The sequence below is a fragment of the Pseudomonas paraeruginosa PA7 genome (genome assembly GCF_000017205.1).
Taxonomy (GTDB): Bacteria; Pseudomonadota; Gammaproteobacteria; order Pseudomonadales; family Pseudomonadaceae; genus Pseudomonas; species Pseudomonas paraeruginosa.
This window is the reverse complement of sequence record NC_009656.1, coordinates 4,229,724-4,254,546: the sequence shown is the minus strand read 5'-3', so window position 1 is coordinate 4,254,546 and position 24,823 is coordinate 4,229,724. Positions and strand designations below refer to the sequence as shown.

General features: G+C 69.6%; 24 protein-coding genes. 18 read left to right on the top strand and 6 right to left on the bottom strand.

What is annotated here, in order from left to right:
- Positions 1-11 precede the first annotated feature (11 nt).
- The 11 genes from btuB to PSPA7_RS19510 all read left to right on the top strand — a co-directional run bounded on the left by btuB (position 12) and on the right by PSPA7_RS19510 (position 10,810).
- Complete coding sequence (gene btuB / locus PSPA7_RS19560) at positions 12-1,862, top strand: TonB-dependent vitamin B12 receptor (RefSeq protein WP_012076599.1); 1,851 nt, start codon at positions 12-14, stop codon at positions 1,860-1,862.
- Positions 1,863-1,926: 64 nt separating this feature from the next.
- Complete coding sequence (cobO, locus tag PSPA7_RS19555; RefSeq protein WP_012076598.1) at positions 1,927-2,538, top strand: cob(I)yrinic acid a,c-diamide adenosyltransferase; 612 nt, start codon at positions 1,927-1,929, stop codon at positions 2,536-2,538.
- A 31-nt stretch (positions 2,539-2,569) separates the two neighbouring features.
- On the top strand, positions 2,570-3,877 hold the full coding sequence (locus PSPA7_RS19550) for a cobyrinic acid a,c-diamide synthase CobB (RefSeq protein ID WP_012076597.1): 1,308 nt from the start codon (positions 2,570-2,572) through the stop codon (positions 3,875-3,877).
- A 1-nt stretch (position 3,878) separates the two neighbouring features.
- Positions 3,879-4,535, top strand: a complete 657-nt coding sequence (gene bluB / locus PSPA7_RS19545) for a 5,6-dimethylbenzimidazole synthase (protein WP_012076596.1) — start codon at positions 3,879-3,881, stop codon at positions 4,533-4,535.
- On the top strand, positions 4,532-5,470 hold the full coding sequence (gene cbiB / locus PSPA7_RS19540; protein WP_012076595.1) for an adenosylcobinamide-phosphate synthase CbiB: 939 nt from the start codon (positions 4,532-4,534) through the stop codon (positions 5,468-5,470). The genes bluB and cbiB overlap by 4 nt, the downstream gene beginning before the upstream one ends.
- Entirely contained in the window at positions 5,463-6,458 is a 996-nt protein-coding gene (gene cobD / locus PSPA7_RS19535; RefSeq protein WP_012076594.1) for a threonine-phosphate decarboxylase CobD, read from the top strand. The genes cbiB and cobD overlap by 8 nt, the downstream gene beginning before the upstream one ends.
- Positions 6,451-7,923 carry a cobyric acid synthase gene (locus PSPA7_RS19530; protein WP_012076593.1) on the top strand — a complete coding sequence of 491 codons (1,473 nt, stop codon included), beginning with the start codon at positions 6,451-6,453 and terminating at the stop codon, positions 7,921-7,923. The genes cobD and PSPA7_RS19530 overlap by 8 nt, the downstream gene beginning before the upstream one ends.
- Positions 7,916-8,437, top strand: coding sequence for a bifunctional adenosylcobinamide kinase/adenosylcobinamide-phosphate guanylyltransferase (gene cobU / locus PSPA7_RS19525; protein WP_012076592.1), 522 nt, complete (start codon positions 7,916-7,918; stop codon positions 8,435-8,437). The genes PSPA7_RS19530 and cobU overlap by 8 nt, the downstream gene beginning before the upstream one ends.
- A complete protein-coding gene (cobT, locus tag PSPA7_RS19520; RefSeq protein ID WP_012076591.1) occupies positions 8,434-9,489 on the top strand; it encodes a nicotinate-nucleotide--dimethylbenzimidazole phosphoribosyltransferase in 1,056 nt (351 codons plus the stop codon). The genes cobU and cobT overlap by 4 nt, the downstream gene beginning before the upstream one ends.
- On the top strand, positions 9,486-10,070 hold the full coding sequence (gene cobC, locus PSPA7_RS19515; protein ID WP_012076590.1) for an alpha-ribazole phosphatase family protein: 585 nt from the start codon (positions 9,486-9,488) through the stop codon (positions 10,068-10,070). The genes cobT and cobC overlap by 4 nt, the downstream gene beginning before the upstream one ends.
- A gap of 2 nt (positions 10,071-10,072) precedes the next feature.
- Positions 10,073-10,810, top strand: a complete 738-nt coding sequence (locus tag PSPA7_RS19510) for an adenosylcobinamide-GDP ribazoletransferase (RefSeq protein WP_012076589.1) — start codon at positions 10,073-10,075, stop codon at positions 10,808-10,810.
- On the opposite strand, the gene PSPA7_RS19505 is transcribed toward PSPA7_RS19510, so the two are convergent.
- Positions 10,773-12,278 carry an MFS transporter gene (locus PSPA7_RS19505; protein ID WP_012076588.1) on the bottom strand — a complete coding sequence of 502 codons (1,506 nt, stop codon included), beginning with the start codon at positions 12,276-12,278 and terminating at the stop codon, positions 10,773-10,775. The two genes, PSPA7_RS19510 and PSPA7_RS19505, sit on opposite strands and share 38 nt — an antisense overlap.
- Before the next feature lie 118 nt (positions 12,279-12,396).
- Here PSPA7_RS19505 and PSPA7_RS19500 point away from each other — a divergent pair, with 118 nt between their 5' ends.
- Positions 12,397-12,960 carry a TetR/AcrR family transcriptional regulator gene (locus tag PSPA7_RS19500; RefSeq protein WP_012076587.1) on the top strand — a complete coding sequence of 188 codons (564 nt, stop codon included), beginning with the start codon at positions 12,397-12,399 and terminating at the stop codon, positions 12,958-12,960.
- A 15-nt stretch (positions 12,961-12,975) separates the two neighbouring features.
- Here PSPA7_RS19500 and PSPA7_RS19495 read toward each other — a convergent pair whose 3' ends face one another.
- Positions 12,976-14,796, bottom strand: coding sequence for an acyl-CoA dehydrogenase C-terminal domain-containing protein (locus PSPA7_RS19495; protein ID WP_012076586.1), 1,821 nt, complete (start codon positions 14,794-14,796; stop codon positions 12,976-12,978).
- Between the two features lie 131 nt (positions 14,797-14,927).
- On the opposite strand from PSPA7_RS19495, the gene PSPA7_RS19490 reads away from it, so the two are divergent.
- The 3 genes from PSPA7_RS19490 to PSPA7_RS19480 all read left to right on the top strand — a co-directional run bounded on the left by PSPA7_RS19490 (position 14,928) and on the right by PSPA7_RS19480 (position 17,369).
- A complete protein-coding gene (locus PSPA7_RS19490; RefSeq protein WP_074197514.1) occupies positions 14,928-15,377 on the top strand; it encodes a MarR family winged helix-turn-helix transcriptional regulator in 450 nt (149 codons plus the stop codon).
- 73 nt (positions 15,378-15,450) lie between these two features.
- Complete coding sequence (locus PSPA7_RS19485; RefSeq protein ID WP_012076584.1) at positions 15,451-16,650, top strand: MFS transporter; 1,200 nt, start codon at positions 15,451-15,453, stop codon at positions 16,648-16,650.
- Between the two features lie 164 nt (positions 16,651-16,814).
- Positions 16,815-17,369: a glutathione peroxidase gene (locus PSPA7_RS19480; RefSeq protein ID WP_003086801.1), complete on the top strand. Its 555-nt coding sequence runs from the start codon at positions 16,815-16,817 to the stop codon at positions 17,367-17,369.
- A 59-nt stretch (positions 17,370-17,428) separates the two neighbouring features.
- On the opposite strand, the gene PSPA7_RS19475 is transcribed toward PSPA7_RS19480, so the two are convergent.
- The 4 genes from PSPA7_RS19475 to PSPA7_RS19460 form a co-directional block, all read right to left on the bottom strand.
- On the bottom strand, positions 17,429-18,718 hold the full coding sequence (locus PSPA7_RS19475; RefSeq protein ID WP_012076583.1) for an outer membrane protein transport protein: 1,290 nt from the start codon (positions 18,716-18,718) through the stop codon (positions 17,429-17,431).
- 206 nt (positions 18,719-18,924) lie between these two features.
- Positions 18,925-19,404, bottom strand: a complete 480-nt coding sequence (locus tag PSPA7_RS19470) for a hypothetical protein (RefSeq protein WP_003151189.1) — start codon at positions 19,402-19,404, stop codon at positions 18,925-18,927.
- A 459-nt stretch (positions 19,405-19,863) separates the two neighbouring features.
- Positions 19,864-20,718, bottom strand: coding sequence for a sulfurtransferase (locus PSPA7_RS19465; RefSeq protein ID WP_012076581.1), 855 nt, complete (start codon positions 20,716-20,718; stop codon positions 19,864-19,866).
- Between the two features lie 289 nt (positions 20,719-21,007).
- Positions 21,008-22,069 (bottom strand): SMP-30/gluconolactonase/LRE family protein, encoded by a 1,062-nt coding sequence (locus PSPA7_RS19460; RefSeq protein ID WP_012076580.1) that lies wholly within the window; start codon positions 22,067-22,069, stop codon positions 21,008-21,010.
- Positions 22,070-22,209: 140 nt separating this feature from the next.
- Here PSPA7_RS19460 and rnd point away from each other — a divergent pair, with 140 nt between their 5' ends.
- From rnd to PSPA7_RS19445, 3 genes are all read left to right on the top strand, one after another.
- The gene (gene rnd, locus PSPA7_RS19455) at positions 22,210-23,334 is read left to right on the top strand and encodes a ribonuclease D (protein WP_074197522.1); all 1,125 of its coding nucleotides are present in this window, start codon (positions 22,210-22,212) and stop codon (positions 23,332-23,334) included.
- The gene (locus tag PSPA7_RS19450; RefSeq protein ID WP_003082651.1) at positions 23,331-23,624 is read left to right on the top strand and encodes a YcgL domain-containing protein; all 294 of its coding nucleotides are present in this window, start codon (positions 23,331-23,333) and stop codon (positions 23,622-23,624) included. The genes rnd and PSPA7_RS19450 overlap by 4 nt, the downstream gene beginning before the upstream one ends.
- Positions 23,625-23,879: 255 nt before the next feature.
- The gene (locus PSPA7_RS19445; RefSeq protein WP_012076578.1) at positions 23,880-24,812 is read left to right on the top strand and encodes a D-2-hydroxyacid dehydrogenase; all 933 of its coding nucleotides are present in this window, start codon (positions 23,880-23,882) and stop codon (positions 24,810-24,812) included.
- Positions 24,813-24,823 lie beyond the last annotated feature (11 nt).

The following is a 24,823-nucleotide window of genomic DNA, read 5'->3' as shown; positions in this document are numbered from 1 at the left end:
CAGCGCAGAGCATGAACAGAGTTTTCCTGACCCCGGCAGCCGTGGCGCTGTGCGGCGCGTCTTCCCTGAGCCTGGCCGAGCCGGTCAGCCTCGACGACCAGGTGGTAACCGCCACCCGTACCGCCCGGACCGCCGCCCAGAGCCTGGCGGCGGTGAGCGTCATCGACCGCGCCGAGATCGAGCGCAGCCAGGCGCGCAGCGTGCCGGAGCTGTTGCGCCAGGTACCCGGCGTGTCGCTGGCGAACAACGGCGGTTTCGGCAAGAACACCACGCTGTTCCTGCGCGGCACCGAGTCCGACCATGTGCTGGTGCTGATCGACGGCATCAAGGTCGGCTCGGCCAGCGCCGGCCTCACCGCGTTCCAGGATTTGCCGGTGGAGCTGATCGAGCGCATCGAGGTGGTGCGCGGGCCGCGTTCCAGCCTGTACGGCTCCGAGGCCATCGGCGGGGTGATCCAGATCTTCACCCGGCGCGGCGACGGGCAGGGCGCCAAGCCGTTCTTCTCCGCCGGCTACGGCACCCATCACACCCTGGAGGGCAGCGCCGGGGTCAGCGGCGGCGCTGGCAACGGCTGGTACAGCCTCGGGGTGAGCAGCTTCGATACGGCGGGCATCAATACCAAGCGCGCCGGTACCGGGGGCGATGAGCCTGACCGCGACGGCTACCGCAACCTGTCCGGGAACCTGCGCGGCGGCTATCGCTTCGACAACGGCCTGGAGCTTGACGGTACCCTGCTCAGGGCCAAGTCGCACAACGACTATGACCAGGTCTTCGGCAATTCCGGTTTCAATGCCAACGCCGACGGCGAGCAGAACCTGGTTGGCGGCCGCGCCCGCTTCACTCCGCTCGATCCCTGGCTGGTGACCCTCCAGGCCGGGCGCAGCGAGGACAAGGCCGATGCCTATCAGGATGGCCGTTTCTACTCGCGTTTCGATACCCGTCGCGACAGCCTGTCCTGGCAGAACGACCTGACCCTGGCCGAAGGCCATGTGCTGACCCTCGGCTACGACTGGCAGAAGGACGAGATCGGCAGCAGCGAAGCCTTCAGCGTCGACTCGCGGCTGAACAAAGGCTGGTTCGCCCAGTATCTCGGCCAGCACGGCCGCCAGGACTGGCAACTGAGCCTGCGCCGCGACGACAACCAGCAGTTCGGCGTGCACGACACCGGCAGCGCCGCCTGGGGCTACGCGCTGAGCGACGCGCTGCGCTTCACCGTCAGCTACGGCACGGCGTTCAAGGCGCCGACCTTCAACGAACTCTACTACCCCGACTACGGCAATCCCGACCTGGACGCCGAGACCTCGCGCAGCCTGGAGGTCGGCCTCAGCGGTACGCACGCGTGGGGACACTGGGCGGTGAATGCCTACCGCACCGACGTCGACGACCTGATCGGCAACGATCCACGCCCGGCGCCGGGGCGCCCCTGGGGGCAGCCGAACAACATCGACCAAGCGCGCATCCGCGGCGTCGAACTGGTCCTCGGCAGCCAATGGCTGGGCTGGGACTGGAACGCCAACGCGACCTTCCTCGACCCGCAAAACCGTTCCGGCGGCGTCAACCACGGCAACGAGTTGCCGCGCCGGGCGCGGCGGATGTTCAACCTGGAGCTGGACCGGCGCTTCGAGCGTCTTTCGCTGGGCGCCAGCGTGCATGCCGAAGGCCGACGCTATGATGATCCGACCAACAAGGTGCGCCTGGGCGGCTACGCCACCCTCGACCTGCGCAGCGAGTACCGGCTGAACGACGAATGGCGCCTGCAGGGCCGGATCGCCAACCTGTTCGGCGCCGACTACGAAACCGCCTATGGCTACAACCAGCCCGGCCAGGCGGTCTATCTCAGCGTGCGCTACCAGGCCCTGTGAGGCCCTGTATTTCGAATCAACGAGGCGGCGGGTGAGATCCCGTCGCCGCAAGGAGTGATCGACCATGAACGAATCCCCCGAGAAGGACCTGCGCCACCGCGAGCGGATGGAGCGCAAGAAGGCCGTGATCGACGAGAAGATCGCCCAGGCCCGCGCCGAACGCGGCGTGCTCCTGGTGCACAGCGGCAACGGCAAGGGCAAGAGCAGCTCGGCCTTCGGCATGGTCGCGCGGGCCCTGGGCCATGGCATGAAGGTCGGCGTCGTGCAGTTCATCAAGGGCGCCGCCACCACCGGCGAGGAGGCCTTCTTCCGACGCTTCCCCGAGGAAGTCAGCTACCACGTGATGGGCGAGGGTTTCACCTGGGAGACCCAGGACCGCCAGCGCGACATCGCCAAGGCCGAGGAAGCCTGGAAGGTCGCCGCGCAACTGCTGGCCGACCCGGCCATCGGCCTGGTGGTGCTGGACGAACTGAACATCGCCCTCAAGCACGGCTACCTGGCGCTGGACAGGGTCCTGGCCGACATCCAGGCGCGCCCGGCCATGCAGCATGTGGTGGTGACCGGGCGCGGCGCGCAGCCGGGGATGATCGAGGCCGCCGACACGGTGACCGAGATGGGCCTGGTCAAGCACGCGTTCAAGGCCGGGATCAAGGCGCAGAAGGGAGTGGAATTCTGATGCCGGCGTCCTGCGCGGGGGCGTTCCATCCATGACCCAGGTACGCTGTCCGGCCCTGCTGGTCGCCGCTCCGGCCTCCGGCCAGGGCAAGACCACCGTCACCGCCGCCCTGGCCCGCCTGCATGCGCGCCAGGGGCGGCGGGTGCGGGTGTTCAAGTGCGGGCCGGACTTCCTCGACCCGATGATCCTCGCCCGCGCCTCCGGTGCGCCGGTCTACCAGCTCGACCTGTGGATGGTCGGCGAGGCCGAAGCGCGACGCCTGCTGGCCCAGGCCGCCGGCGAGGCCGAGCTGATCCTCATCGAGGGGGTGATGGGCCTTTTCGATGGCAACCCCTCGGCGGCCGACCTGGCGCGCCGCTTCGGCGTGCCGGTGCTGGGGGTGATCAACGGTGCGGCGATGGCCCAGACCTTCGGTGCGCTGGCCTACGGCCTGGCGCATTTCCAGCCGGACCTGCCGTTCTCCGGGGTGCTCGGCAACCGCATCGGCAGCCAGCGCCACAGCGACATCCTGCGCGATTGCCTGCCGCCCGGCATGCGCTGGTTCGGCGGTCTGCCGCGCTCGGCCGAATTCGAACTGCCGAGCCGCCACCTGGGCCTGGTCCAGGCCGAGGAACTGGCCGATCTCGATGCGCGCCTGGACGCCGCCGCCGACGCCTTGCGGGCCAGCGCCGAGACCGACCTGCCGGAACCGGTGACCTTCGAGGTGCCCGCCCCCGCGCCACTGCAACGCAGCCTGGAGGGCGTGCGCATCGGTGTGGCCCGCGACGCCTCGTTCGCCTTCCTCTACCAGGCCAATCTCGACCTGCTGCGCGAGCTCGGCGCCGAACTGCTGTTCTTCTCGCCGCTGCAGGACCAGGCGTTGCCCGCCGTGGACAGCCTGTACCTGCCAGGTGGTTATCCCGAACTGCACCTGGGGCGCCTGCAGGACAATCGCGCCATGGCCGAGGCGATCCGTGCCCACCATGCGGCCGGCAAACCGCTGCTGGCCGAGTGCGGCGGCATGCTCTACCTGCTCGACTGCCTGGAAGACGCCGACGGCGAGCGCGGCGAACTGCTCGGCCTGCTGCCGGGCCGGGCGCGCCTGCAGAAGCGCCTGACCGCGCTGGCCCTGCAGGAGGTCGAACTGCCGGAAGGGCGCCTGCGCGGGCATACCTTCCATCACTCGACCCTCGACTGCGCCGTCGAGCCCCTGGCCCGTGGCGTCTGCCCGAACGGCCGGAGCACGGCGGAGGCGGTGTACCGCCTGGGCCGGCTGACGGCTTCCTATATCCATTTCTACCTGCCTTCCAACCCGCAGGCCGCCGCCGCGTTGCTGGCGCCTGCGCGAGACGCCGACTGACATGTCCGATTCTCCCCACGCCTTCAGCGCCGCCGAGCGTGCCGCCGTCTACCGGGCCATCGCCGAGCGCCGCGACATGCGTCACTTCAGCGGCGGCGCCATGGCGCCGGAGCTGCTCGCGCGGCTGCTGGAGGCCGCGCACCAGGCGCCCAGCGTCGGCCTGATGCAGCCCTGGCGCTTCATCCGCATCAGCGACCCGGCACTGCGCCGGGCCATCCACGGGCTGGTCGAGGAGGAGCGCGGGCGCACCGCCGAGGCGCTGGACGAGCGTTCCGATGAATTCATGCGGCTCAAGGTCGAAGGGGTGCTGGATTGTGCCGAGCTGCTGGTCGCCGCGCTGATGGATGACCGCGAGCGTCATGTGTTCGGCCGTCGGACCCTGCCGCAGATGGACCTGGCGTCGCTCGCCTGCGCGATCCAGAACCTCTGGCTGGCCAGTCGCGCCGAGGGCCTGGGGATGGGCTGGGTGTCGCTGTTCGATCCGGCCGCGCTGGGCGAACTGCTCGGCCTGCCGCCCGGCAGCGAGGCGGTGGCGGTGCTCTGCCTGGGCCCGGTGGCGGAGTTCTACCCGGTGCCGATGCTGGCGCTGGAGGGCTGGAGCGAACCGCGTCCGCTGGCCGAGCTGGTCTACCAGAACCGCTGGGGCGAGCGAGCATGAGCGCACTGCTGGGTATCCTCGGCGTGGCGCTGGATGCGCGCTTCGGCGAGCCGAAGGGCTGGCACCCGCTGGTCGCCTTCGGCCGCCTGGCCGATCGCCTGGAGCGCCGTTTCAACCGCTCGCGCCTGGCCGGCGAGGGCGACCCCGGGGTCGGCTGGCGCAGCCACGGGGTGAGCGCCTGGGTCCTCGCGGTGCTGCCACTGACCCTGCTGGCCTGGGCGCTCGCTGAAATTCCCTACCTCGGCTGGCTGGTCCAGGCCCTGGCGCTGTACGCCGCGCTCGGCCTGCGCAGCCTCGGCGAGCACGCCGAACCGGTGGCGCTGGCCTTGCGCGCCGGCGACCTGGACGAGGCGCGGCGGCGTGTCGGCTACATGGTCAGCCGCGATACCCGCGAACTGGACCAGGCCGGGGTCGCCCGCGCGGCCACCGAATCGGTGCTGGAGAACGGCAGCGACGCGGTCTACGCCGCGCTGTTCTGGTTCGCCGTGGCCGGCGCGCCGGGGGTGGTGCTGTATCGCCTGAGCAATACCCTGGATGCCATGTGGGGCTACCGCAACGCGCGCTTCGAGCGCTTCGGCTGGGCCGCGGCGAAGATCGACGACATCCTCAACTACCTGCCGGCGCGCCTGGTGGCGCTGACCTACGCGCTGCTCGGCGGTACCCGCCAGGCCCTGCGCTGCTGGCGCGAGCAGGCGCCGCAATGGGACAGCCCCAACGCCGGCCCGGTGATGGCCGCCGGCGCCGGTGCGCTGGGCGTGTCCCTGGGCGGCGCGGCGATCTACCACGGCGAGCTGCACCAGCGGCCGCTCCTCGGCAGCGGCCCGCAGCCGCAGGGCCGCGACATCTATCGGGCGCTGGCGCTGGTGCGCCAGGGCGTACTGCTCTGGCTGCTGGTACTGGCCGGGCTCTGGGCCATGGGGTGGCTGCATGCTTGAACACGGAGGGCGGTTGCGCGCGGCGGCGCGCCGCTACGACATTCCGCTGGCGGACTGGCTGGACCTGTCCACCGGTATCGCGCCCTGGCCGTTTCCGCTGCCGGCGATCCCCGAGCAGGCCTGGACCCGCCTGCCGGAGAGCGACGACGGCCTGGAAGCCGCCGCCTGCCTCTACTACGGCGCCGAACAGGTAGTGCCGCTGGCCGGCAGCCAGGCGGCGATCCAGGCCCTGCCACGGCTGCGGCGGGGCGGGCGGGTCGGCGTCCTGTCGCCGTGCTACGCCGAGCACGCCCACGCCTGGCGCCAGGCCGGACACCTGGTACGGGAGATCGGCGAGGCCGAGGTCGAGCCCTATCTCGACAGCCTCGACGTGCTGCTGGTGGTCAATCCGAACAACCCCACCGGGCGGGTCTTCGAGCCCGCCGAGCTGCTGGCCTGGCATGCCCGCCTGCAACGTCGCGGCGGCTGGCTGCTGGTCGACGAGGCGTTCATGGACTGCACCCCGCAGTCGAGCCTGGCGGCCTGCAGCAATCGGCCCGGACTGATCGTGCTGCGCTCGTTCGGCAAGTTCTTCGGCCTGGCCGGCGCGCGGCTCGGCTTCGCCCTCGGCGAGCGGCCGCTGTTGCAGGCGCTGGCCGAGCAGCTCGGTCCGTGGACGGTCAATGGCCCGGTGCGCCATGTGGCCCAGAGCGCCTTGCGCGACCGCCAGCAACAGCGCCAGCAGCGCGAGCGCCTGCTGGCCGCCAGCCAGCGCCTGGAGGAGCTGCTGCGCCGCCACGGCTGGCCGCCGGCGGGCGGCAACGCGTTGTTCCAGCGCCTGGTCGATCCACGTTGCGCGGCGTTGCACGACCACCTGGCGCGGCGCGGCATCCTCACCCGCCAGTTCGAGCAGCCGGCCAGCCTGCGCCTCGGCCTGCCCGCCGACGAGGCCGCCTGGGCCCGGCTCGATGCCGCGCTGCTCGGCTTCAAGGAGCCTGCTCATGAGTGATCGCGGACGGACCCTGATGGTCCAGGGCACCACCTCGGACGCCGGCAAGAGCACCCTGGTGACCGCGCTGTGCCGCTGGCTGGCCCGGCGCGGCGTCGCGGTGGCGCCGTTCAAGCCGCAGAACATGGCGCTGAACAGCGCGGTCACCGCCGACGGCGGCGAGATCGGCCGCGCCCAGGCGGTGCAGGCCCAGGCCTGCCGGCTGGCGCCGCACACCGACATGAACCCGGTGTTGCTCAAGCCGAACACCGACATCGGCGCACAGGTGATCATCCATGGCCGCGCGGTGACCAGCATGGACGCCGCCGCCTACCACGACTACAAGCGCGTGGCGATGGAAGCGGTGCTGGCCTCCCATGCGCGTCTCGCCGCCGCCTACCGGGTGGTGATGGTGGAGGGTGCCGGCTCGCCGGCGGAGATCAACCTGCGCGCCAACGACATCGCCAACATGGGCTTCGCCGAAGCGGTGGATTGCCCGGTGATCCTGGTCGCCGATATCGACCGCGGCGGGGTCTTCGCCCACCTGGTCGGCACCCTGGAACTGCTCTCCGACTCGGAGCGGGAGCGGGTCAGGGGCTTCGTCATCAATCGCTTCCGCGGCGACATCGCCCTGCTGCAACCCGGCCTCGACTGGCTGGAGGCGCGCACCGGCAAGCCGGTGCTCGGCGTGCTGCCCTATGTCAGCGACCTGCACCTGGAGGCGGAGGACGCCATCGATACGCGCCAGGCGGCCAAGACCGGGCCGCGCCTGAAGGTGGTGGTGCCGGTGCTGCCGAGGATCAGCAACCACACCGATTTCGATCCGCTGCGCCTGCACCCCCAGGTCGAGTTGAGCTTCGTCGGCCCCGGCCAGGCGCTGCCGCCGGCGGACCTGATCGTTTTGCCCGGCTCGAAGAGCGTGCGCGCCGACCTCGCGGCGCTGCGCGAGCGCGGCTGGGACGAGGCGATCCTCCGCCACCTGCGCTACGGCGGTCGCCTGCTGGGGATCTGCGGCGGCCTGCAGATGCTCGGCGAGCGCCTGCACGATCCGCTCGGCCTGGAAGGCGCGGCCGGCAGCAGCGCTGGCCTCGGCCTGCTGGCGCTGGAAACGACCCTGGAAGCGGACAAGCAACTGCGCAACGTACAGGGCCGCCTGAGCCTGGAGGACGCGCCGCTGTCGGGCTACGAGATCCATGCCGGGGTCACCCGTGGCGAGGCCCTGGCGCGGCCGGCGGTGGTGCTCGACGATGGCCGCGCGGATGGTGCCCGCAGCGTCGACGGGAACGTCATGGGCACCTACCTGCACGGCCTGTTCGAATCCACCGCGGCCTGTTCGGCGCTGCTGCGCTGGGCCGGCCTGCGCGAGGTCCGGGCGGTGGACTACCAGGCCTTGCGCGAACGCGACATCGAGCGGCTCGCCGACCTGGTCGAGCGCCACCTGGATACCGGGCGATTGCTCGCCCTCTGCGGAGAACCCCATGCGTGACCTGATCCTTGGCGGCGCCCGTTCCGGCAAGAGCCGCCTGGCCGAGCGCCTGGCCGCCGAGAGCGGGCTGGCGGTGAGCTACATCGCCACCGCCCAGGCCGGCGACGGCGAAATGGGCCGGCGCATCGCCGAGCACCGCGCGCGCCGCCCGGCCCACTGGCGAACCCTGGAAGAACCCCTGGCGCTGGCGGCGACGCTGCGCGGCGAGGCCGAGGCCGGACGCTGCCTGCTGGTCGACTGCCTGACCCTGTGGCTGACCAACCTGCTGCTCTGCGACGATCCCCAGCGTCTCGACGGCGAGCGCGAGGCGCTGCTGGAATGTCTCGGCGAGCTGCCGGGGCGGATCATCCTGGTCAGCAACGAAACCGGGCTCGGCGTGGTGCCGCTGGGCGAACTCAGCCGGCGCTACGTCGACGAGGCCGGCTGGCTGCACCAGGCCATCGCCGAACGCTGCGAGCGGGTGACCTTCACCGTCGCCGGCTTGCCCATGCCGTTGAAAGGAGAACCGCTATGAGTCTGCAATGGTGGCGCGACGCCTGCCGCGAGGCGGACCCGCAGATGCGCCGGCGCGCGGCCGAACGCCAGGACCGGTTGACCAAGCCGCGCGGCTCGCTGGGCCGCCTGGAGCAAGTGGCGATCGACCTGGCGGCGTTGCAGGGGCGCGAACGACCGAGCCTGGAGAGGCTCTGGGTGACGGTCTTCGCCGGCGACCACGGGGTAGTCGCCGAGGGCATCTCGGCCTATCCGCAGGCGGTCACCGGCGAGATGCTGCGCAACTTCGTCCGCGGCGGCGCGGCGATCAGCGTGCTGGCACGCGAACTCGGCGCCGGCCTGGAGGTGGTCGACCTGGGCACCGCCGTCCCCCTGGAACCCTTGCCCGGCGTGCGCCACCTGCGCCTGGCGGCGGGCACCGCGAACTTCGTCGAGGCCCCGGCGATGGGCGCCGAACAGTGCCTGCTGGCGCTCGAGGCCGGGCGCGAAAGCGTGCGCCGCGCCGAGCAGGCCGGCAGCCAGCTGTTCATCGGCGGCGAGATGGGCATCGGCAACACCACCGCGGCGGCGGCCATGGCCTGCGCGCTGCTGGATGCGCCGGCGAGCGCGCTGGTCGGGCCGGGAACCGGGCTGGACGCCAGCGGCGTGGCGCACAAGGCCGCGGTCATCGAGCGCGCCCTGGCCCTGCACGGCGCCCATCGCGACGATCCCTTCGAAGTTCTCCGTCGTCTCGGCGGCCTGGAGATCGCTGCGCTGGCCGGCGCCTACCTGGCCTGCGCGCAGAAGGGCGTGGTCGCCCTGGTCGACGGCTATATCTGCAGCGTCGCGGCGCTCTGCGCGGTGCGCCTGAACCCGGCCTGCCGCGACTGGCTGCTGTTCGCCCACAGCGGTGCCGAGCCGGGCCATCGCCATGTGCTCGAAGCCCTGGCGGCGCAACCGCTGCTCGACCTCGGCCTGCGCCTGGGCGAGGGCAGCGGTGCGGCGCTGGCGCTGCCGCTGCTGCGCCAGGCCTGCGCGCTGCACGCGGGGATGGCGACCTTCGCCGAAGCGGCGGTCTCGGACCGCCCGGCATGAGCCTGCGCCTGGACCTCCTGCGGCATGGCGAAACCGAGTCCGGCGGTGGTTTCCGCGGCAGCCTCGACGATGCCCTGACCGCGCGCGGCTGGGCGCAGATGCGCGCGGCGGTGGGCGGCGGACGCTGGGACCTGCTGGTCAGCTCGCCGCTGCAACGTTGCCGCGCCTTCGCCGAGGACCTGGCGGCGCGGCAAGGCATCGGGCTGGAGCTGGATGACGATCTGCGCGAACTGCATTTCGGCGATTGGGAGGGGCGCTCGGCGGCCAGCCTGATGGACGGCCACAGCGAGGCGCTCGGCCGCTTCTGGGCCGATCCCTACGCCTTCACCCCGCCGGGCGGCGAGCCGCTGTCCGGGTTCGAGGCGCGGGTGCTGGCCGCCCAGCGACGCCTGCGCCAGCGTCACGCCGGCCGCCGCGTGCTGCTGGTGACCCATGGCGGCGTCATGCGCCTGTTGCTCGCTCGCGCCCGTGGCCTGCCGCGCGAGCGCCTGCTGCAGGTGGAGGTCGGTCATGGCGCGCTGTTCGGCCTGCGCGCCGGAGAGGGCGACGATCGCTGGCACGAGTGCCGGGAAGGGGAATAGTCATGCGCGAAGCCTTGCAGTCACTGCTGGTCGCCTTGCAGTTCCTCACCCGCCTGCCGGTGCGCCTGTCGGCGATGCCGACGCCGGAGCAGTTCGGCCGTGCGGTGCTCTGCTATCCGCTGGTCGGCGTGCTGATCGGCGTCGTGCTGTATGGCGCGGCGCGGTCGCTCGACGGTACGCCGCCGCTGTTGCAGGCGGCCTTGCTGCTGAGCCTGTGGGTGGCGCTGAGCGGCGCGCTGCACCTGGACGGCCTGGCCGACATGGCGGACGCCTGGGTCGGCGGGCTGGGCGACCGCGAGCGGACCCTGGCGATCATGAAGGACCCGCGCAGCGGGCCGGCGGCGGTGGTGGCGCTGGTGCTGGTCCTGCTGCTGAAGTTCGGCGCCCTGGCGGCGCTGCTCGGCGCGGGGCGACCCGGCCTGCTGTTGCTGGCTCCGTGGCTGGCGCGCAGCAGCCTGCCGCTGCTGTTCCTGACCACCCCCTACGCGCGTCCCGGCGGGCTCGGCCAGGCCATCGCCGAGCACCTGCCGGCGCGCAGCCTGCCGTGGGTGCTCGGCGTGAGTTTCGGCCTGGCCCTGGCGTTCGGCCTGTCCGGTCTGCTGGCGCTGCTGGTGACGCTGATGCTCTTCGCCTGGCTGCGCAGCCGTTTCCTCGCGCGCCTCGGCGGCACCACCGGGGACACCGCCGGCGCGCTGGTCGAACTTACCGAGTGCGCGGTGCTGGTGGCGCTGGCTCTGTAGCCGGACGCGGCTGGCGCAGGACCGCCATGGCGCTGAGGAAGAGCAGCGCGGCGGCGGCCAGTAGCACGGCGACGAAGGCCTGGTCGAAAGCCTGCCGGGCAAGCTCGACGAGCCGCGACGCGACCTCCGGCGCCAGGCCCTCGGCGACCATCAGGGCGTCGTCGAGGCTGTCACGGACCCGTGCCGGCAGGTCGGGCGAGGGCAGCGCCAGGGAGATCCCGTAGACGAAACTCATCAGGCTGCCGAGCAGGGTCACGCCGATCACCCCGCCCAATTCGTAGGACACGTCCTCGATGGCGGCCGCCATTCCGGAACTGTGTTCGTCTACGTTGAGCATCACCGCGGTGGAGGCGGCGGTCATCGCGCCGCCGAAGCCGACGCCGAGCAACACCAGGCTGGCCAGTTGCGCTCCGGTGGCGGCCTGGTAGGACAAGGCCAGGCCGAGCAATCCGGCGCTGCCGAGCAGCAGGGAGGCGCACATCACCCGGTTCTCGCCCCAGCGCGGCACCAGCCAGCCGGCCAGCGGCCCGACCACCAGCGAGGCCAGCGGGATCGGCAGGACGAACAGGCCGGCCTGCAGCGGCGTCAGGCCTTGCACCAGTTGCAGGTGCTGGCTGAACACCAGCTCCATGCCCACCAGCGCCATGGTCGCCACCAGGGCCACCGCGACGCCGCGGGCGAAGCGCCGGTTGCGGAACAGCGCGAAGTCGATCATCGGTTCGCGGGCACGGCGTTGCCGACGCACGAACAGGTATAGGCATGCCGTTCCGCCGAGGGCGGCGCCGGCGGCCAGCCAGAAGTCGGGGGCGCGGGTGCCGAGCGTCTTGATCGCGTAGACCAGCCCGACCAGGCCTAGCATCACCTGCAGCGAGCCGAGCGGGTCCCAGGGCTTGCGCGACTGGCCGCCGCAGGCGGGAATGGTCGGCACGGCCAGCAGCAGCGCGATGACCACCACCGGGACGTTGACGAGGAACACCGAGCCCCACCAGCAGAACTCCAGCAGCACTCCGCCGACCACCGGCCCCAGCGCCGCGCCGGCGGAGGCGACGGAGGCCCAGATACCGATGGCCAGGGCGCGTTCGCGTTCGTCCTGGAAGACATGGCGGACGATCGACAAGGTCGCCGGCATCATCAGTGCCGCGCCCACCGCCAACCCGGCGCGGGCGCCGATCAGCGCGCCGGCGTCGGGGGCGAAGGCGGCGCACAGCGAGGCCAGGCCGAACAGCGGCAGGCCGGCGAGGAACAGCCGCTTGTGACCGAGGCGGTCGCTGAGTACCCCGGCGCCGGGCAGCAGGCCGGCGACCACCAGCGGGTAGGCGTTGACGATCCAGAGCTTCTCCGCCGCCGTCGCGCCGAGGTCGTGGGTCAGGCGCGGCAGGGCCGTGTAGAGCACGGTCATGTCGATGATGATGAGGAACAGGGCGCTGGAGACGATGGCCAGGACCAGCCAGCGGTTCTGCCGGAACATGGGATAACCTCTGTGGCGAACGGTTCTTCGCTCGCCGTGGATACCGGGAATTGCCTGCCACGGGCGGGCGTGTGAAAATATAAATACATACGTATGGATTTAAACTCAAGAGGTAGCCATGGGACGCCGACGGACGATCGACCGCGACCAGTTGCTGGATGCCGCCGAGGCGGTGATCGCCCGCGAGGGCGCGGCCGGCCTGACCATCGATGCGGTGGCGAAGGAAATGGGCATCACCAAGGGCGGTGTGCAGTATTGCTTCGGTACCAAGGATGCGCTGATCGACGCGATCTTCGAGCGCTGGGGCAAGGCCTACGACAGCCTGTTCGAGGCGGTGGCGGGGAGCCAGCCGACGCCACTGACGCGGGTTCGCGCACATGCCGAGGCGACCCAGCGTTCGGACGAGCTGTCCAGCAGCAAGGCGGCGGCGCTGATGGCGGCGCTGATCCAGACGCCCGAGCACCTGGAGGGCAGCAACGCGTGGTACCGCAGTCGCCTGGAGGGGCTGGACCTGGCCAGTGTCGAGGGACGCCGCGCGCGCCTGGCGTTCCTGGCGGCGGAAGGTGCCTTCATGCTGCGTTACTTCCGCCTGATGGACATCGCCCAGGACGAATGGGACTCGATGCTCGACGATGTCCAGGCGTTGCTGCTCGGGGCGACGACAACGCCCGGGGGTGGTTGAGATCGGCGGGGCGCGTCAGTCGAAGGCGAAGTGCTCGCTCTTCAGGTCCATGATCGAGCCGACCGGCTTCGCCATCGCCGCCGCGTGGCCTTTGGCGCGCGGCAGCAGACGCGCGAAGTAGAAGTCGCTGGTGGCGATCTTGGCCTTGTAGAAGTCCGCCGATTCGCTGCCGCCCAGGCGCAGTCGGCGGCGCGCCGCGGCTTCCTGCAGGGCCCAGGAATAGGCCAGGGTGGCGTAGCCGGAGAACATCAGGTAGTCGTGGCTGGCGGTGCCCACCAGGTCGCGTTGCTTGCGCGCGGTCAGGGCGATGCGCAGAGTCAGCAGGTTCCACTGGGCGCAGAGCTTGAGCAGCACCAGGGCGCGGCCGCGCATCCTCGGTTCGTTCTTCAGCAGGTCGATGGCGAACTGCGCCACGACCCTGGTGAAGTCGCGCACGGCCTTGCCCTGGGTCATCAGCAGGACCTTGCGTCCGAGCAGGTCGAGGGCCTGGATGCCGGTGGTGCCTTCGTAGAGGGTGGCGATCCGCGCGTCGCGGACGATCTGCTCCATGCCATGTTCGCGGATATAGCCATGGCCGCCGAATACCTGCATGCCGAGGTTGGCGCTCTCCAGGCCGAGTTCGGTCAGGCAGCCCTTGAGGATCGGCGTGAGGAAGCCGAGCTTGTCGTCCCAGCGGGCGTATTCGGCGTCGTCGCTGGTGAGGATGCCCTGGATCATCCGGTCGGCGTACTGGGTCGCCAGGTAGACCAGTGCGCGGCCGCCCTCGGCGATGGCCTTCTGGGTCAGCAGCATGCGCCGCACGTCGCCGTGGTGCATGAGGCTGTCGGCGACCTGCCCGGGTTCCTTGGTCCCGGAGAGCGCGCGCATCGAGCGGCGCTCGCGGGCGTAGGCGAGGGCGCCCTGGTAGGCCAGCTCGGCGGTGGCCACGCCCTGGATGGCGGTGCCGATGCGGGCGCTGTTCATGAAGGTGAACATGCATTCCAGGCCCTTGTTCGGCGGACCGATGAGGAAGCCGGTGGCGTCGTCGAAGTTCATCACGCAGGTGGCCGAGGCCTTGATCCCCATCTTCTTCTCCAGCGCGCCGCAACTCACGCCGTTGCGCGGGCCGAGGGAGCCACCTGCGCCGGGGAGGAACTTGGGCACGATGAACAGGGAGATGCCGCGGGTGCCCTTCGGCGCGTCCGGCAGGCGGGCGAGGACGATGTGCACGATGTTCTCGGTCAGGTCGTGTTCGCCGGAAGAGATGAAGATCTTCGTCCCGCTGATCGCGTAGCTACCGTCGGGGTTGGCCTCGGCGCGGGTCTTCACCTGGCCGAGATCGGTGCCGCACTGCGGCTCGGTGAGGCACATGGTGCCGCCCCAGCGACCTTCGGTGAGCGGCGTCAGGTAGGTCTGCTTCTGCTCCTCGGTGCCATGTTGCATCAGGGTGTTCATCGCGCCGAGGGAGAGGCCGGGATACATGGAGAACGGCCAGTTGGCGGTGCCCATCATCTCCTGCTTGAGCGCGCCGAGGCTCATCGGCAGGCCCTGGCCGCCGTATTCCACCGGGTGCGAGAGACCCTGCCAGCCGCCGGCGACATAGGCCTCGTAGGCTTCCTTGTAGCCCCTGGGCGTGCGTACCTCGCCGTTCTCCAGGTGGCAGCCTTCCTCGTCGCCGCTGTGGTAGAGCGGCGCGATGACTTCCTCGCAGAGCTTCGCGCACTCGCCGAGGATCGCGTCGACCATGTCCGGCGTGGCCTCGGCGCCGTTGACCAGGTCGCGGTAGTGGGCGGGGAAATCGAAGACCTCGTTGAGCAGGAAGCGCGTGTCGCGCAGCGGGGCTTTGTAAACGGGCATGGCTACCTCGGCGATGGATGGAAGGGCGGCGGGTGGTCCCGCTTGCCGCTGACAGCGCGAGTTATAGGCCAGCGCCCGGCGTCCGGCCTTGGCAGGGGCAACAGGCGGCGCTGGCAGTTCGGACAATCCGCTTGACCGCCGGAAGGTGCGGGTATATACACGCATCCATGCTACCGACCCAATGCCTCTGTACCAAACTGCGTCGCGCCGCCCGCAGCGTTTCCCGCTTCTACGACGAGGCGCTGGCCGATACCGGCCTCAAGGTGGCGCAGTTTTCCCTGCTACGGCACCTGCAGCGCCTGGACCGGCCGAGCATTTCCGAACTCGCCGAAGCCATGGGGCTCGACCGCAGCACCCTCGGCCGCAACCTGCGGGTGCTGGAAAACGATGGCCTGTTGCGTCTGGCCGGCGGCGAGGACCAGCGCAACCGCCTGGTCGAGCTGACGCCCGCCGGGCAGGCCGCCCTGGAGCGCGGCCTGCCGGCCTGGGAAGACGCGCAGCGACGTCTCGCCGGGCGCCTTGGCGAGGAGCGCAGCGGCGCCTTGGCGGCGTTGCTGGTGGAACTGGAGCGACTGGACTGACAACCGACGAAGCCTCTCGCTGAGGCGCTTCGTTCACGACAAAGCGGGTATATACCCGTAGATGGAGCGACCCATGCCGCGTGCCGCCTTCTGGATCCTGCTGTCCGGAGCCCTGATTCTCGCCCTGTCCCTCGGTGTTCGACATGGCTTCGGCCTGTTCCTCGCGCCGATGAGCGCCGACTTCGGCTGGGGCCGCGAGGTGTTCGCCTTCGCCATCGCCTTGCAGAACCTGGTCTGGGGTCTGGCCCAGCCGTTCACCGGGGCGCTCGCCGATCGCCATGGCGCCGCGCGGGCGGTGCTGGTCGGCGGGCTGCTCTATGCCGTCGGCCTGTTCCTGATGGGGCTGTCGGAATCGGCCAGCGGACTGTCGCTGAGCGCCGGCCTGCTGGTCGGCCTGGGCCTTTCCGGCACCTCCTTCTCGGTGATCCTCGGCGCCGTCGGCCGCGCCGTGCCGGCGGAGCAGCGCAGCATGGCGATGGGCATCTCCAGCGCCGCCGGTTCCTTCGGCCAGTTCGCCATGCTGCCCGGCACCCTCGGCCTGATCGGCTGGCTCGGCTGGGCCTCGGCGCTGCTCGCCCTGGGCCTGCTGGTGGCGCTGATCGTGCCGCTGGCCGGGCTGATGAAGGATCGCCCGCTGCCGCCCGAGGGGCACGAGCAGCGCCTCGGCGAAGCGCTGCGCGAGGCCTGTTCGCACTCCGGGTTCTGGCTGCTGGCGCTGGGCTTTTTCGTCTGCGGCTTCCAGGTGGTGTTCATCGGCGTGCACCTGCCGGCCTACCTGGTCGACCAGCATCTGCCGGCGCAGGTCGGCACCACGGTGCTGGCGCTGGTCGGGCTGTTCAACGTGTTCGGCACCTACTTCGCCGGTTGGCTCGGCGGGCGCTGGTCGAAGCCGCGCCTGCTGACAGCGCTGTACCTGGTGCGCGGGGCGGTGATCGGGCTGTTCCTCTGGCTGCCGCTGAGCGTCTACAGCGCCTATGCCTTCGGCGTGGCCATGGGGCTGCTGTGGTTGTCCACGGTGCCCCTGACCAACGGCACCGTGGCGACCCTGTTCGGCGTGCGCAACCTGTCGATGCTCGGTGGCATCGTGTTCCTCTTCCACCAGCTCGGCGCCTTCCTCGGCGGCTGGCTGGGCGGGGTGGTCTACGACCGCACCGGCAGCTACGACCTGGTCTGGCAACTGTCGATCCTGCTCAGCCTGCTCGCGGCGCTGCTCAACTGGCCGGTGCGCGAGCGCCCGGTGGCGCGCCTGCAGGCGGCCGGAGGCGCGACATGAAGCTGGCCTGGCTGCTCGCCGCCGGAGCGCTGCTGGGACTGGCCTGGTGGGGCTGGCAGCGTGGCGGAATGGCGCTGCTGGAGCTGGGCATGGGCGCATGCTGATAGGTGGCGATAGGCGCGGGGAAGGGTAAGCTGGGACATCCGTTGCCAAGGAGCCATTCCATGAAACCTCGCGTGCTGTTGTCCGCCCTGGCGCTCGCCGGGCTGCCGCTGAGCGGCTGGGCCGCCGATTGCCCGGAACTGCTGCAGGGCCAGTTGACCAAGCTGCGTTCCAAGGAAAGCATCGATCTTTGCCAGCGTTACGCCGGCAAGCCGCTGGTGGTGGTCAACACCGCCAGCCACTGCGGTTTCACCCCGCAGTTCAAGGGGCTGGAAGCGCTCTATCAGCGCTACAAGGGGCAGGGCCTGGAAGTGCTCGGGGTACCTTCCGACGACTTCAAGCAGGAAGCCGCGGATACCGCCGAGACCGCGAAGATCTGCTACGGCAACTACGGCGTGACCTTCGCCATGACCCAGCCGCAGCACGTGCGCGGTGACGAGGCGATTCCACTGTTCCGCCAGTTGGCCGAGCAGAGCGGCCAGGCGCCGCGCTGGAACTTCTACAAGTACGTGGTGGATCGCCAGGGCAGGGTGGTCGCGCAGTTCTCCAGCAAGACCACCCCGGACGACCCGCAGCTCCAGGCCGCCATCGAGAAGGCCATCGCCAGCCAGCCCTGAGGGTCGGGCAGGCATGAAAAAGCCGGGCAAGGGCCCGGCTTCTTCGTTAGCGCGTGCGATCAGAAGCGATAGGTGACCTGGGCGGTCAGGCCATGCGCGCTGTTGTCGTACTTGGCACTGTAGGCCGGCTGGATGTCGATCGGGCCGATCGACTTGGCCGACTGGTTGACGCTGGCGGTGCTTTCCCACAGGTAGGCGTAGGCCACGTCGACGGTCAGGTCCTGGTTCGGCGACCAGCCCGCGCCCAGGGTGAAGACCTTGCGGTCGCCCACCGGGATGCGCACGTTGCGGTCTTCGTTGGTGGTCGGCGACGGCTCGTAGGCGAAGCCGGTACGCAGCACCCATTCCGGGGTGGCCTGGTAGGAAGTGCCCACCGAGAACGACCAGGTATCGCGCCACTTCAGGTCTTCGCTGAGGGTCTGGAAGTTCTGCCCGATCGGGCCGGCCGGCAGGCCGGAATTGCGCACGTCGAGGGTTTCCAGGCGGCTCCAGCGAGTCCACACGGCACCGACGTAGCCGGTCCACTTGTCGTCGAACTTGTGGGTGATGGAGGTATCCACCGATTCCGGCAGGGTGATGTCCAGCTTGGCGTCGTACTTGCCGTTCAGGCCGAGGAACGCCGGGGAGTTCTTCACCTCGGTATTGCCGCCCAGGTGGTACTTGACCTTGGAGTGGTAGGTCAGGCCCCAGGTGGTGTCGTCGGTCAGGTCGACCATCACGCCGACGTTGTAGCCGATCGCGGTGTCGTCGCCCTTGATGCTGATCTTGGTATCGCCGTTGCCGCCGTTCAGGGCGTTGGTGGCCAGGGTGTTCTTCAACTGGCCGTCGATGCGGTTGAAGGTCGGACCGAAGCCGACGGAAACCTTGTCGTTGATCTTCCAGGCGATGGTCGGCTGCACGGTGATCACCTGCACCTTGCTGTAGGAGCCGTGGGAGCTGCCCATGAAGCCGTTTTCGTAGTCGTTGATGATGCCGTAGGGCACGTAGATGCCCAGGCCGAAGGTGAAATCTTCGTTGATCGGCGTGGAGAAGTAGCCGAACGGTACGGCGGCCAGGGGCACGGAGTCACCCTTGTTGCTGCCCTGGGCGGTGCTGTGGGCCTGGCTGATGTCGTCCTTGGCCTTGACGATCGCCAGACCGCCGCTGACTTCGGTGCGTTTCAGCTTGGACAGGCCGGCCGGGTTGCCGTAGATGGTGCTGGCATCCAGGGCGGACGAGGCGCGGCCGGCGTAGGCGGTACCGGCGCCGCTGGCGCTCTGTTCGTTGATGGCGATGCCGTTGGCGAGGGTGTAGGTCGAGACAGCGCTAATGGTCAGTGCGAGAGAGGTTTTAAACCATATTGTTTTCATTGTTGGAGCAACTCCTGTGTATAACGGCGCGCAAACTACCAAGATTCCCAGACCGGCGCCAGTCTTCCGAAGTTCCGCAGGGTGCGGAACAGAGCGGTCGGCACCGGTGCCAGTGGAGCGAAGGTAGCGCAACCGTTCGTGTCTGTATGTAAAAAATTTTCTGACCGGTTGGTCTGTTTCGGACGTGGGGTTTTCCCATCAGACGCTCAGGCGACCCGGCTGAGGCTGCCGATGCAGCGTTGCCAGGCGTCGACGAAGTCATGCAGGCGCCCGTGCGGCTGGAACACCTGGCGCCAGACGCGGGCCTGGGCGAGGTGGTCGTGCGGGGCAGGAAGCGGCAGTTGCGCGGACTCCACCAGCAGCCAGGCGATGGCCGTGCTGTAGCGCAGGTTGACCGTCAGTTCCAGGTGCGGCGCGGCAAGGAAGGCGTGCTGGCTGGCCAGGCCACGGACCCGGCTGGCACGTTCCGGGTCATGCGCCAGATAGTGGTCCCAGAGCTGCCGGTGGCGTTCCTCGGCGATCCGGTAGAGGCCATGGCCGCGACGGTCGTCGAGGGCGCTGCCCAGCGCCGACTGGCAGGCCGCGGCCCCCAGCAGCAGCGCTTCGGCGGCGGGGCTGTGGCAGGACAGGTAGTCCAGGGTCGGGCGTATGACGTGCTGGCACAGATCGTTGGCGGAAATACCCATGACGGCCTCGCGCAAGGTGGATCGGCGGGGCCGGGCAGTTTGGCAGCTTCTATATCCGATGACCCCGCCGATAGCGGACTTAGCCGCCTGACTTGAAGTGTAGTGAAACAAGTCAGCTGTAAAGGACTGTTTTTAAATTGTTTCCAGCTTTAGCTAGGCCCTGATATGCCTGTCGGCAATTAAACCGCCCGGTCCTTGTCGCGCTTGTGCAGGCCGCGAAGACATCAGGCGCTGCGCAGGCTTCGCCTCGTTGCCGGTCTGTTCGCGCCGACCCACGTCTCCTGGGGCCACGGCGGAAAACCTGCCGGGTCTACGCCGCGGCGCGACTCGAGTTGCACCGCAAGAAGCGGGAGGAGGGGCGCCGCTTCGGCCTGTCCCGCAGCGAAGCGCCGCGGAAGGTGCTGCGGGTTCTGCGGAACGGTGCCCGGCGTGGCGTCAGCCGCATCCGGGCAAATGACCTCAGTCGCCGGTGGCGACCGGGCGCCGCGGGTCGGTGATCCATTCGCTCCACGAGCCGGCGTACAGGCGCGGCAATGGGAAGCCGGCGAGGCTCAGGGCGAACAGGTTGTGGCAGGCGGTGACGCCGGAGCCGCAGTAGGCGACCAGGTTTTCCGCCGAGCGGCCGCGCAGCAGCGCGGAAAAGCGCTGGTGCAGTTGCTCCGGCGGGAGGAAGCGGCCGTCGCTGCCGAGATTGTCGGTGAAGGCGGCGCATTGCGCGCCGGGAATGTGCCCGGCGACCGGATCGATGGGCTCCACCTCGCCACGGAAGCGCGGTTGCGCGCGGGCGTCGAGCAGCGCCAGTTCGGCGCGGCCGAGCCGCGCCTGCAGGGTGGCGGCGTCGATCAGCAGCGAATCGTCCGGCCGTCCCTGGAAGTCGCCGGGATGGACGCTGCTTTCGCCGTTGGTCAGGGGCAGCCCCGCGGCCTTCCAGGCCGCCAGGCCGCCGTCGAGCAGGTAGACCCCGTCGCGCTTGCCCAGCCAGTGCAGCAGCCACCAGGCGCGCGCGGCGAAGGCGCCGGGGCCGTCGTCGTAGAGCACCACCTGGCTGTCCTCGCGCAGGCCCCAGGCCTGCAGTTTGAGCGCCAGTCCGGCGGCGTCCGGCAACGGATGGCGGCCGGTCACGCCCTTGTGCACCGGGCCGGAAAGGTCCCGTTCGAGATCGACGAAATGAGCGCCGGGAATATGGTTTTCCTGATAGGCGCGAGCGCCGTAGGCAGGATCCTCGAGGGCGAAGCGGCAATCGAGGAGCAGCAGGTCGGGTTCGTTGAGACGGGCGGCCAGTTGTTGCGCGGTCAGCAGTTGGGCGGACGACATCTCGGACTCCTTGGGTCGGAAAGCAATGCCAATGGCAGAGGTAGGGATCATGCCTCGCGAGCCTCGGCCCGTCACCCGGGCCGGTGGCGGGACGGAGGGCGGAAAGCGCTGAGGGCAGGCGAGGAAGATTCTTACGCGGTCATCAGCCTCGCCCGGCAGCCTGGCCTTTGTCTACCCGGGCAGAATCGGGACGTTCCGAGATGTTGCTCCATGATCCTTCCAGCTCGGGATGTTTGTCCGATTGGCTTGGCCCGGCGTTCGCGCCGGGCTTTTTTTGTCGCGACGCCGCTCAGGGAATCGCCAGGCGGCCGATCCGGTCGTTTTCCAGGCTGCCGAAATACAGGTAGTCACCCACCGGCTTGGCCGAGGTGATCATGCGCAGGTGGTGGCCACTGGTGTCGTGCAGGCTGCGCACGATCCTGCCCTGTTCGTCGATGGCGATGACCAGGCCGTAGGCGGTCGGCTTGGGCAGGAACATGCGCGGCAGCTTGGCCAGTTGCGCCTTCAGCCAGGGGTGGCGGTGGAGGAAGTCGGCGTCGGCCTTGCGCGGGGTCGGCAGGGCCACCCAGAAGGTGCCCTTGCGGTCGCCCTGGAGGTTGTCCGGCAGGCCCGGCAGGTTGTCGATGAACACGTCGTGCTGGCCGGCCTTCTCGCCTTTGAGCCAGTAGCGGGTGATGCGGTAGCGGTAGGTCTCGTTGACCAGCACGAAGTCCTCGTTGGCCGACAGCGCCACGCCGTTGGCGAAGTAGAGGTCCTCGAGCAGCACCTCGGTCTTGCCGGTGGCCGGGTCGTAGCGCAGCAGGCGACCGTGCGGTCGGGCCTCGAGCAGGTCGAGGATGTAGTCGGGCTGGTGGAACCTGCTGGAGGCGTCGCTGAAGTAGATGCGGCCGTCGCTGGCGATGTCGAGGTCGTCGGTGAAGGCGAACGGGACACCGTCGGCCTCGGTGGCGAGGGTCTCGACCTTGCCCTGCGGATCGATGCGCAGCAGGCCTTTCCAGGCGTCGGCGAGGATCAGGTTGCCGGCGGCGTCGAAGTCCATGCCCAGCGGACGGCCGCCGGTGTCGACGAAGGTCTCGACCTTGCCGCTGCCGTCCAGGCGCACCACGCGACCGTCGGCGAGGCCGGCATAGACCCGCCCCTGGCTGTCCACCGCGGTGTCCTCGGGGCCATCCACCTGGCCCTGGCCGAGCAGCTCGGCCTTCATCAGGGTGTCGTTGGGCTCGAGGACCCCGGTCATCGGCGGGGCGGCCGGTGCGTCCCAGGCGAGCGGGTCGATCGGGCTGGCTTTCAGCGCCAGGTACAACGCCGCGCCGGCCAGCAGGAGGACGATGATTCCGCTGAGCTTCTTCATGCAGTTCCCTTGTTCGGATTGTCGGACAAAGCGCGGAGTATGGACATTCGCTGCGTTCATCGGCAAGCGCGGTGCCGAGCGGAATGCTCGCCGGGCGCCGGGCTCTATATAATGCGCCGCACTTGACCAAGGAGATGTTCGTGACCGCGCCCGAAATCCAGTGGATCCGCGATGATGCCAGCCTGGCGCAGCAATGCCGGGAATGGCGCACACAGCCGTACCTCGCGCTCGATACCGAGTTCATGCGCGTCGATACCTTCTATCCCGCGGCCGGTCTGGTGCAGGTGGGCGATGGCCGGCGGGAGTGGCTGATCGACCCGTTGCTGGTCCGGGACTGGGGCCCCTTCGCCGAACTGCTCGAGGATCCGCGGGTGGTGAAGGTGCTGCACGCCTGCAGCGAAGACCTCGAGGTGTTCCTGCGCCTGACCGGCAGCCTGCCGGTGCCGTTGTTCGATACCCAGCTGGCTGCCGCCTACCTCGGCATGGCTCACTCGATGGGCTACTCGAAGCTGGTGAAGGAGGTGCTGGATATCGACCTGCCCAAGGACGAGACACGCTCCGACTGGTTGCAACGGCCGCTCACCGAGATGCAGATGCGTTATGCCGCCGACGACGTGCAGCACCTTGCCCAGGTCTACCTGGCCCTGGACGCGCGGCTGAGCGAGGAGAAGCGCGCCTGGCTGCTGGAGGATGGCGCCGAACTGGTTGCCAACCTGTGTCGCGAGAGCGATCCGCGCGAGGCCTATCGCGAGGTCAAGCTGGGTTGGCGCCTGCGCCCGCAGCAGCTGGCGGTGCTCCGCGAACTGTGCGCCTGGCGCGAGGAGCAGGCGCGCCTGCGCAACCGGCCGCGCAACCATGTGCTGCGCGAGCGTACCCTGTGGCCGCTGGCGCGCCTGCTGCCGAAGAACAAGACCGATCTGGCGGCGATCGAGGACATGCATCCGCGCACGGTGCGCCAGGACGGCGACTTCCTCATCGAGCTGATCGCCGAGGCCGCCCGCCTGCCGCAGAGCGAGTGGCCGGAGGCGCTGCCCGAGCCGCTGCCGCCGGAGGTCACCCCGCTGCTCAAGAGCCTGCGCGCCATCGGCCAGCGCGAAGCGGAGACCCTGGGCATGGCGCCCGAGCTGATGCTGCGCAAGAAGATCCTCGAGGCACTGCTCAAGAGCGGTTATCCCCACGGTCCCTACGAACTGCCCGATTCCCTGCGCGGCTGGCGCCGCGAACGCATGGGCCAGGCCCTGCTGAATGCCCTGGAGAGCGCATGAAACGCATCTGTTCCGTCTACAAGAGTCCGCGCAAGAACGAGATGTACCTCTACGTCGACAAGCGCGAGGCGCTGAGCCGGGTGCCCGAGGCACTGCTGGTGCCGTTCGGCGCGCCGCAGCACGTCTTCGACCTGCTCCTCACGCCCGAACGCCAACTGGCCCGCGAGGATGTCGCCAAGGTCCTGGAAAACATCGAGAAGCAGGGTTTCCACCTGCAGATGCCGCCGGGCGAAGAGGAATACATCGAGCATCTCCCCGAGGAATTGCTGCGCATGAACGACCCGCTCTGAGGCGAGTCGCACCCCGCTGGCGCCGGGTTCCCGGCGCCACGTTCACGACGTGAACCCCGCTCTGTGCAAGGCTGGTCCGTCGGTGCATGATGTCCGCAAGATGTCGCACGATAGCGGAACCCCTGGCAACCACCGTGGTCTACCAGCGCCAATCCTGCTGCTCTCGAGGGGTTTCCCTCCAGGAGCCGTGATGCATGAAAGAACAATATTCACCGGCCTGATCGCCAGCCCTTGCCCGGCTTGGCAGTGTGACCCATGCGCTTGCTGATTCTCGAACGTGACCATGCTCTCTATGCCGCGCTGTTGATGGCGGCCGATCCCAGCCTGAAGGTGGTGGCGGGCGATGACCCCCTGGCGCTCGTCGATGCCGCCAGCGAGTGCTCCGTCTGGCTCGGCCAGCCGGACCTGGTGGCGCAGATGCTGCGCCAGGGCGTGCATCCGGTATGGGTCCAGTCGACCTGGGCGGGCATCACGCCGCTGCTGGCCGCCGACCTGCCGAAGGACTACAGCCTGACGCGGGCGGTGGGCATCTTCGGCCAGGTCATGAGCGAATACCTGCTGACCTACATGCTCGCCCACGAGCGCCAGTTCCTTGGCCGCCTGGCCAGCCAGGTCGGTACGCAGTGGGACAGCCGCACGCCCGGCGGGCTGCGTGGCCGCCAGGTGGTGATCGTCGGCACCGGCGAGATCGGCCAGGCGGTGGCGCACACCCTGTCGGGCTTCGGCATGGACCTCAGCGGCGTGGCGAAGAATCCGCGCTCGCTGGTGCCGTTCAACCGCATGGGCTCGCTGGATGACCTCGGGCGCCTGGCGGAGACCGCCGACTACCTGATCAACCTGCTGCCCGACACCCCCGATACCCACGACATCTACGACCGCGCACTGTTCGCCCGGCTCAAGCCCTCGGCGTTGTTCATCAACGCCGGACGCGGCGCGGCGGTGGTGGACGCCGACCTGGTGGCGGCGCTGGAGAACAACCAGCTGGCCGGCGCGGTGATCGACGTCTGCCGCGAAGAGCCGCTGCCGGCCAACCACCTGTTCTGGCATACCCCGCGCCTGCTGCTGACCGGGCATACCGCCGCGCCGACGCTGCCGGGGATGATGGTCGAGCTGTTCCGTGACAACCTCACGCGCTTCTGGGCCGGTACCGCGATGCGCGGCGAGGTGGATTTCGCCCGCGGCTACTGAGTCACTCGGGC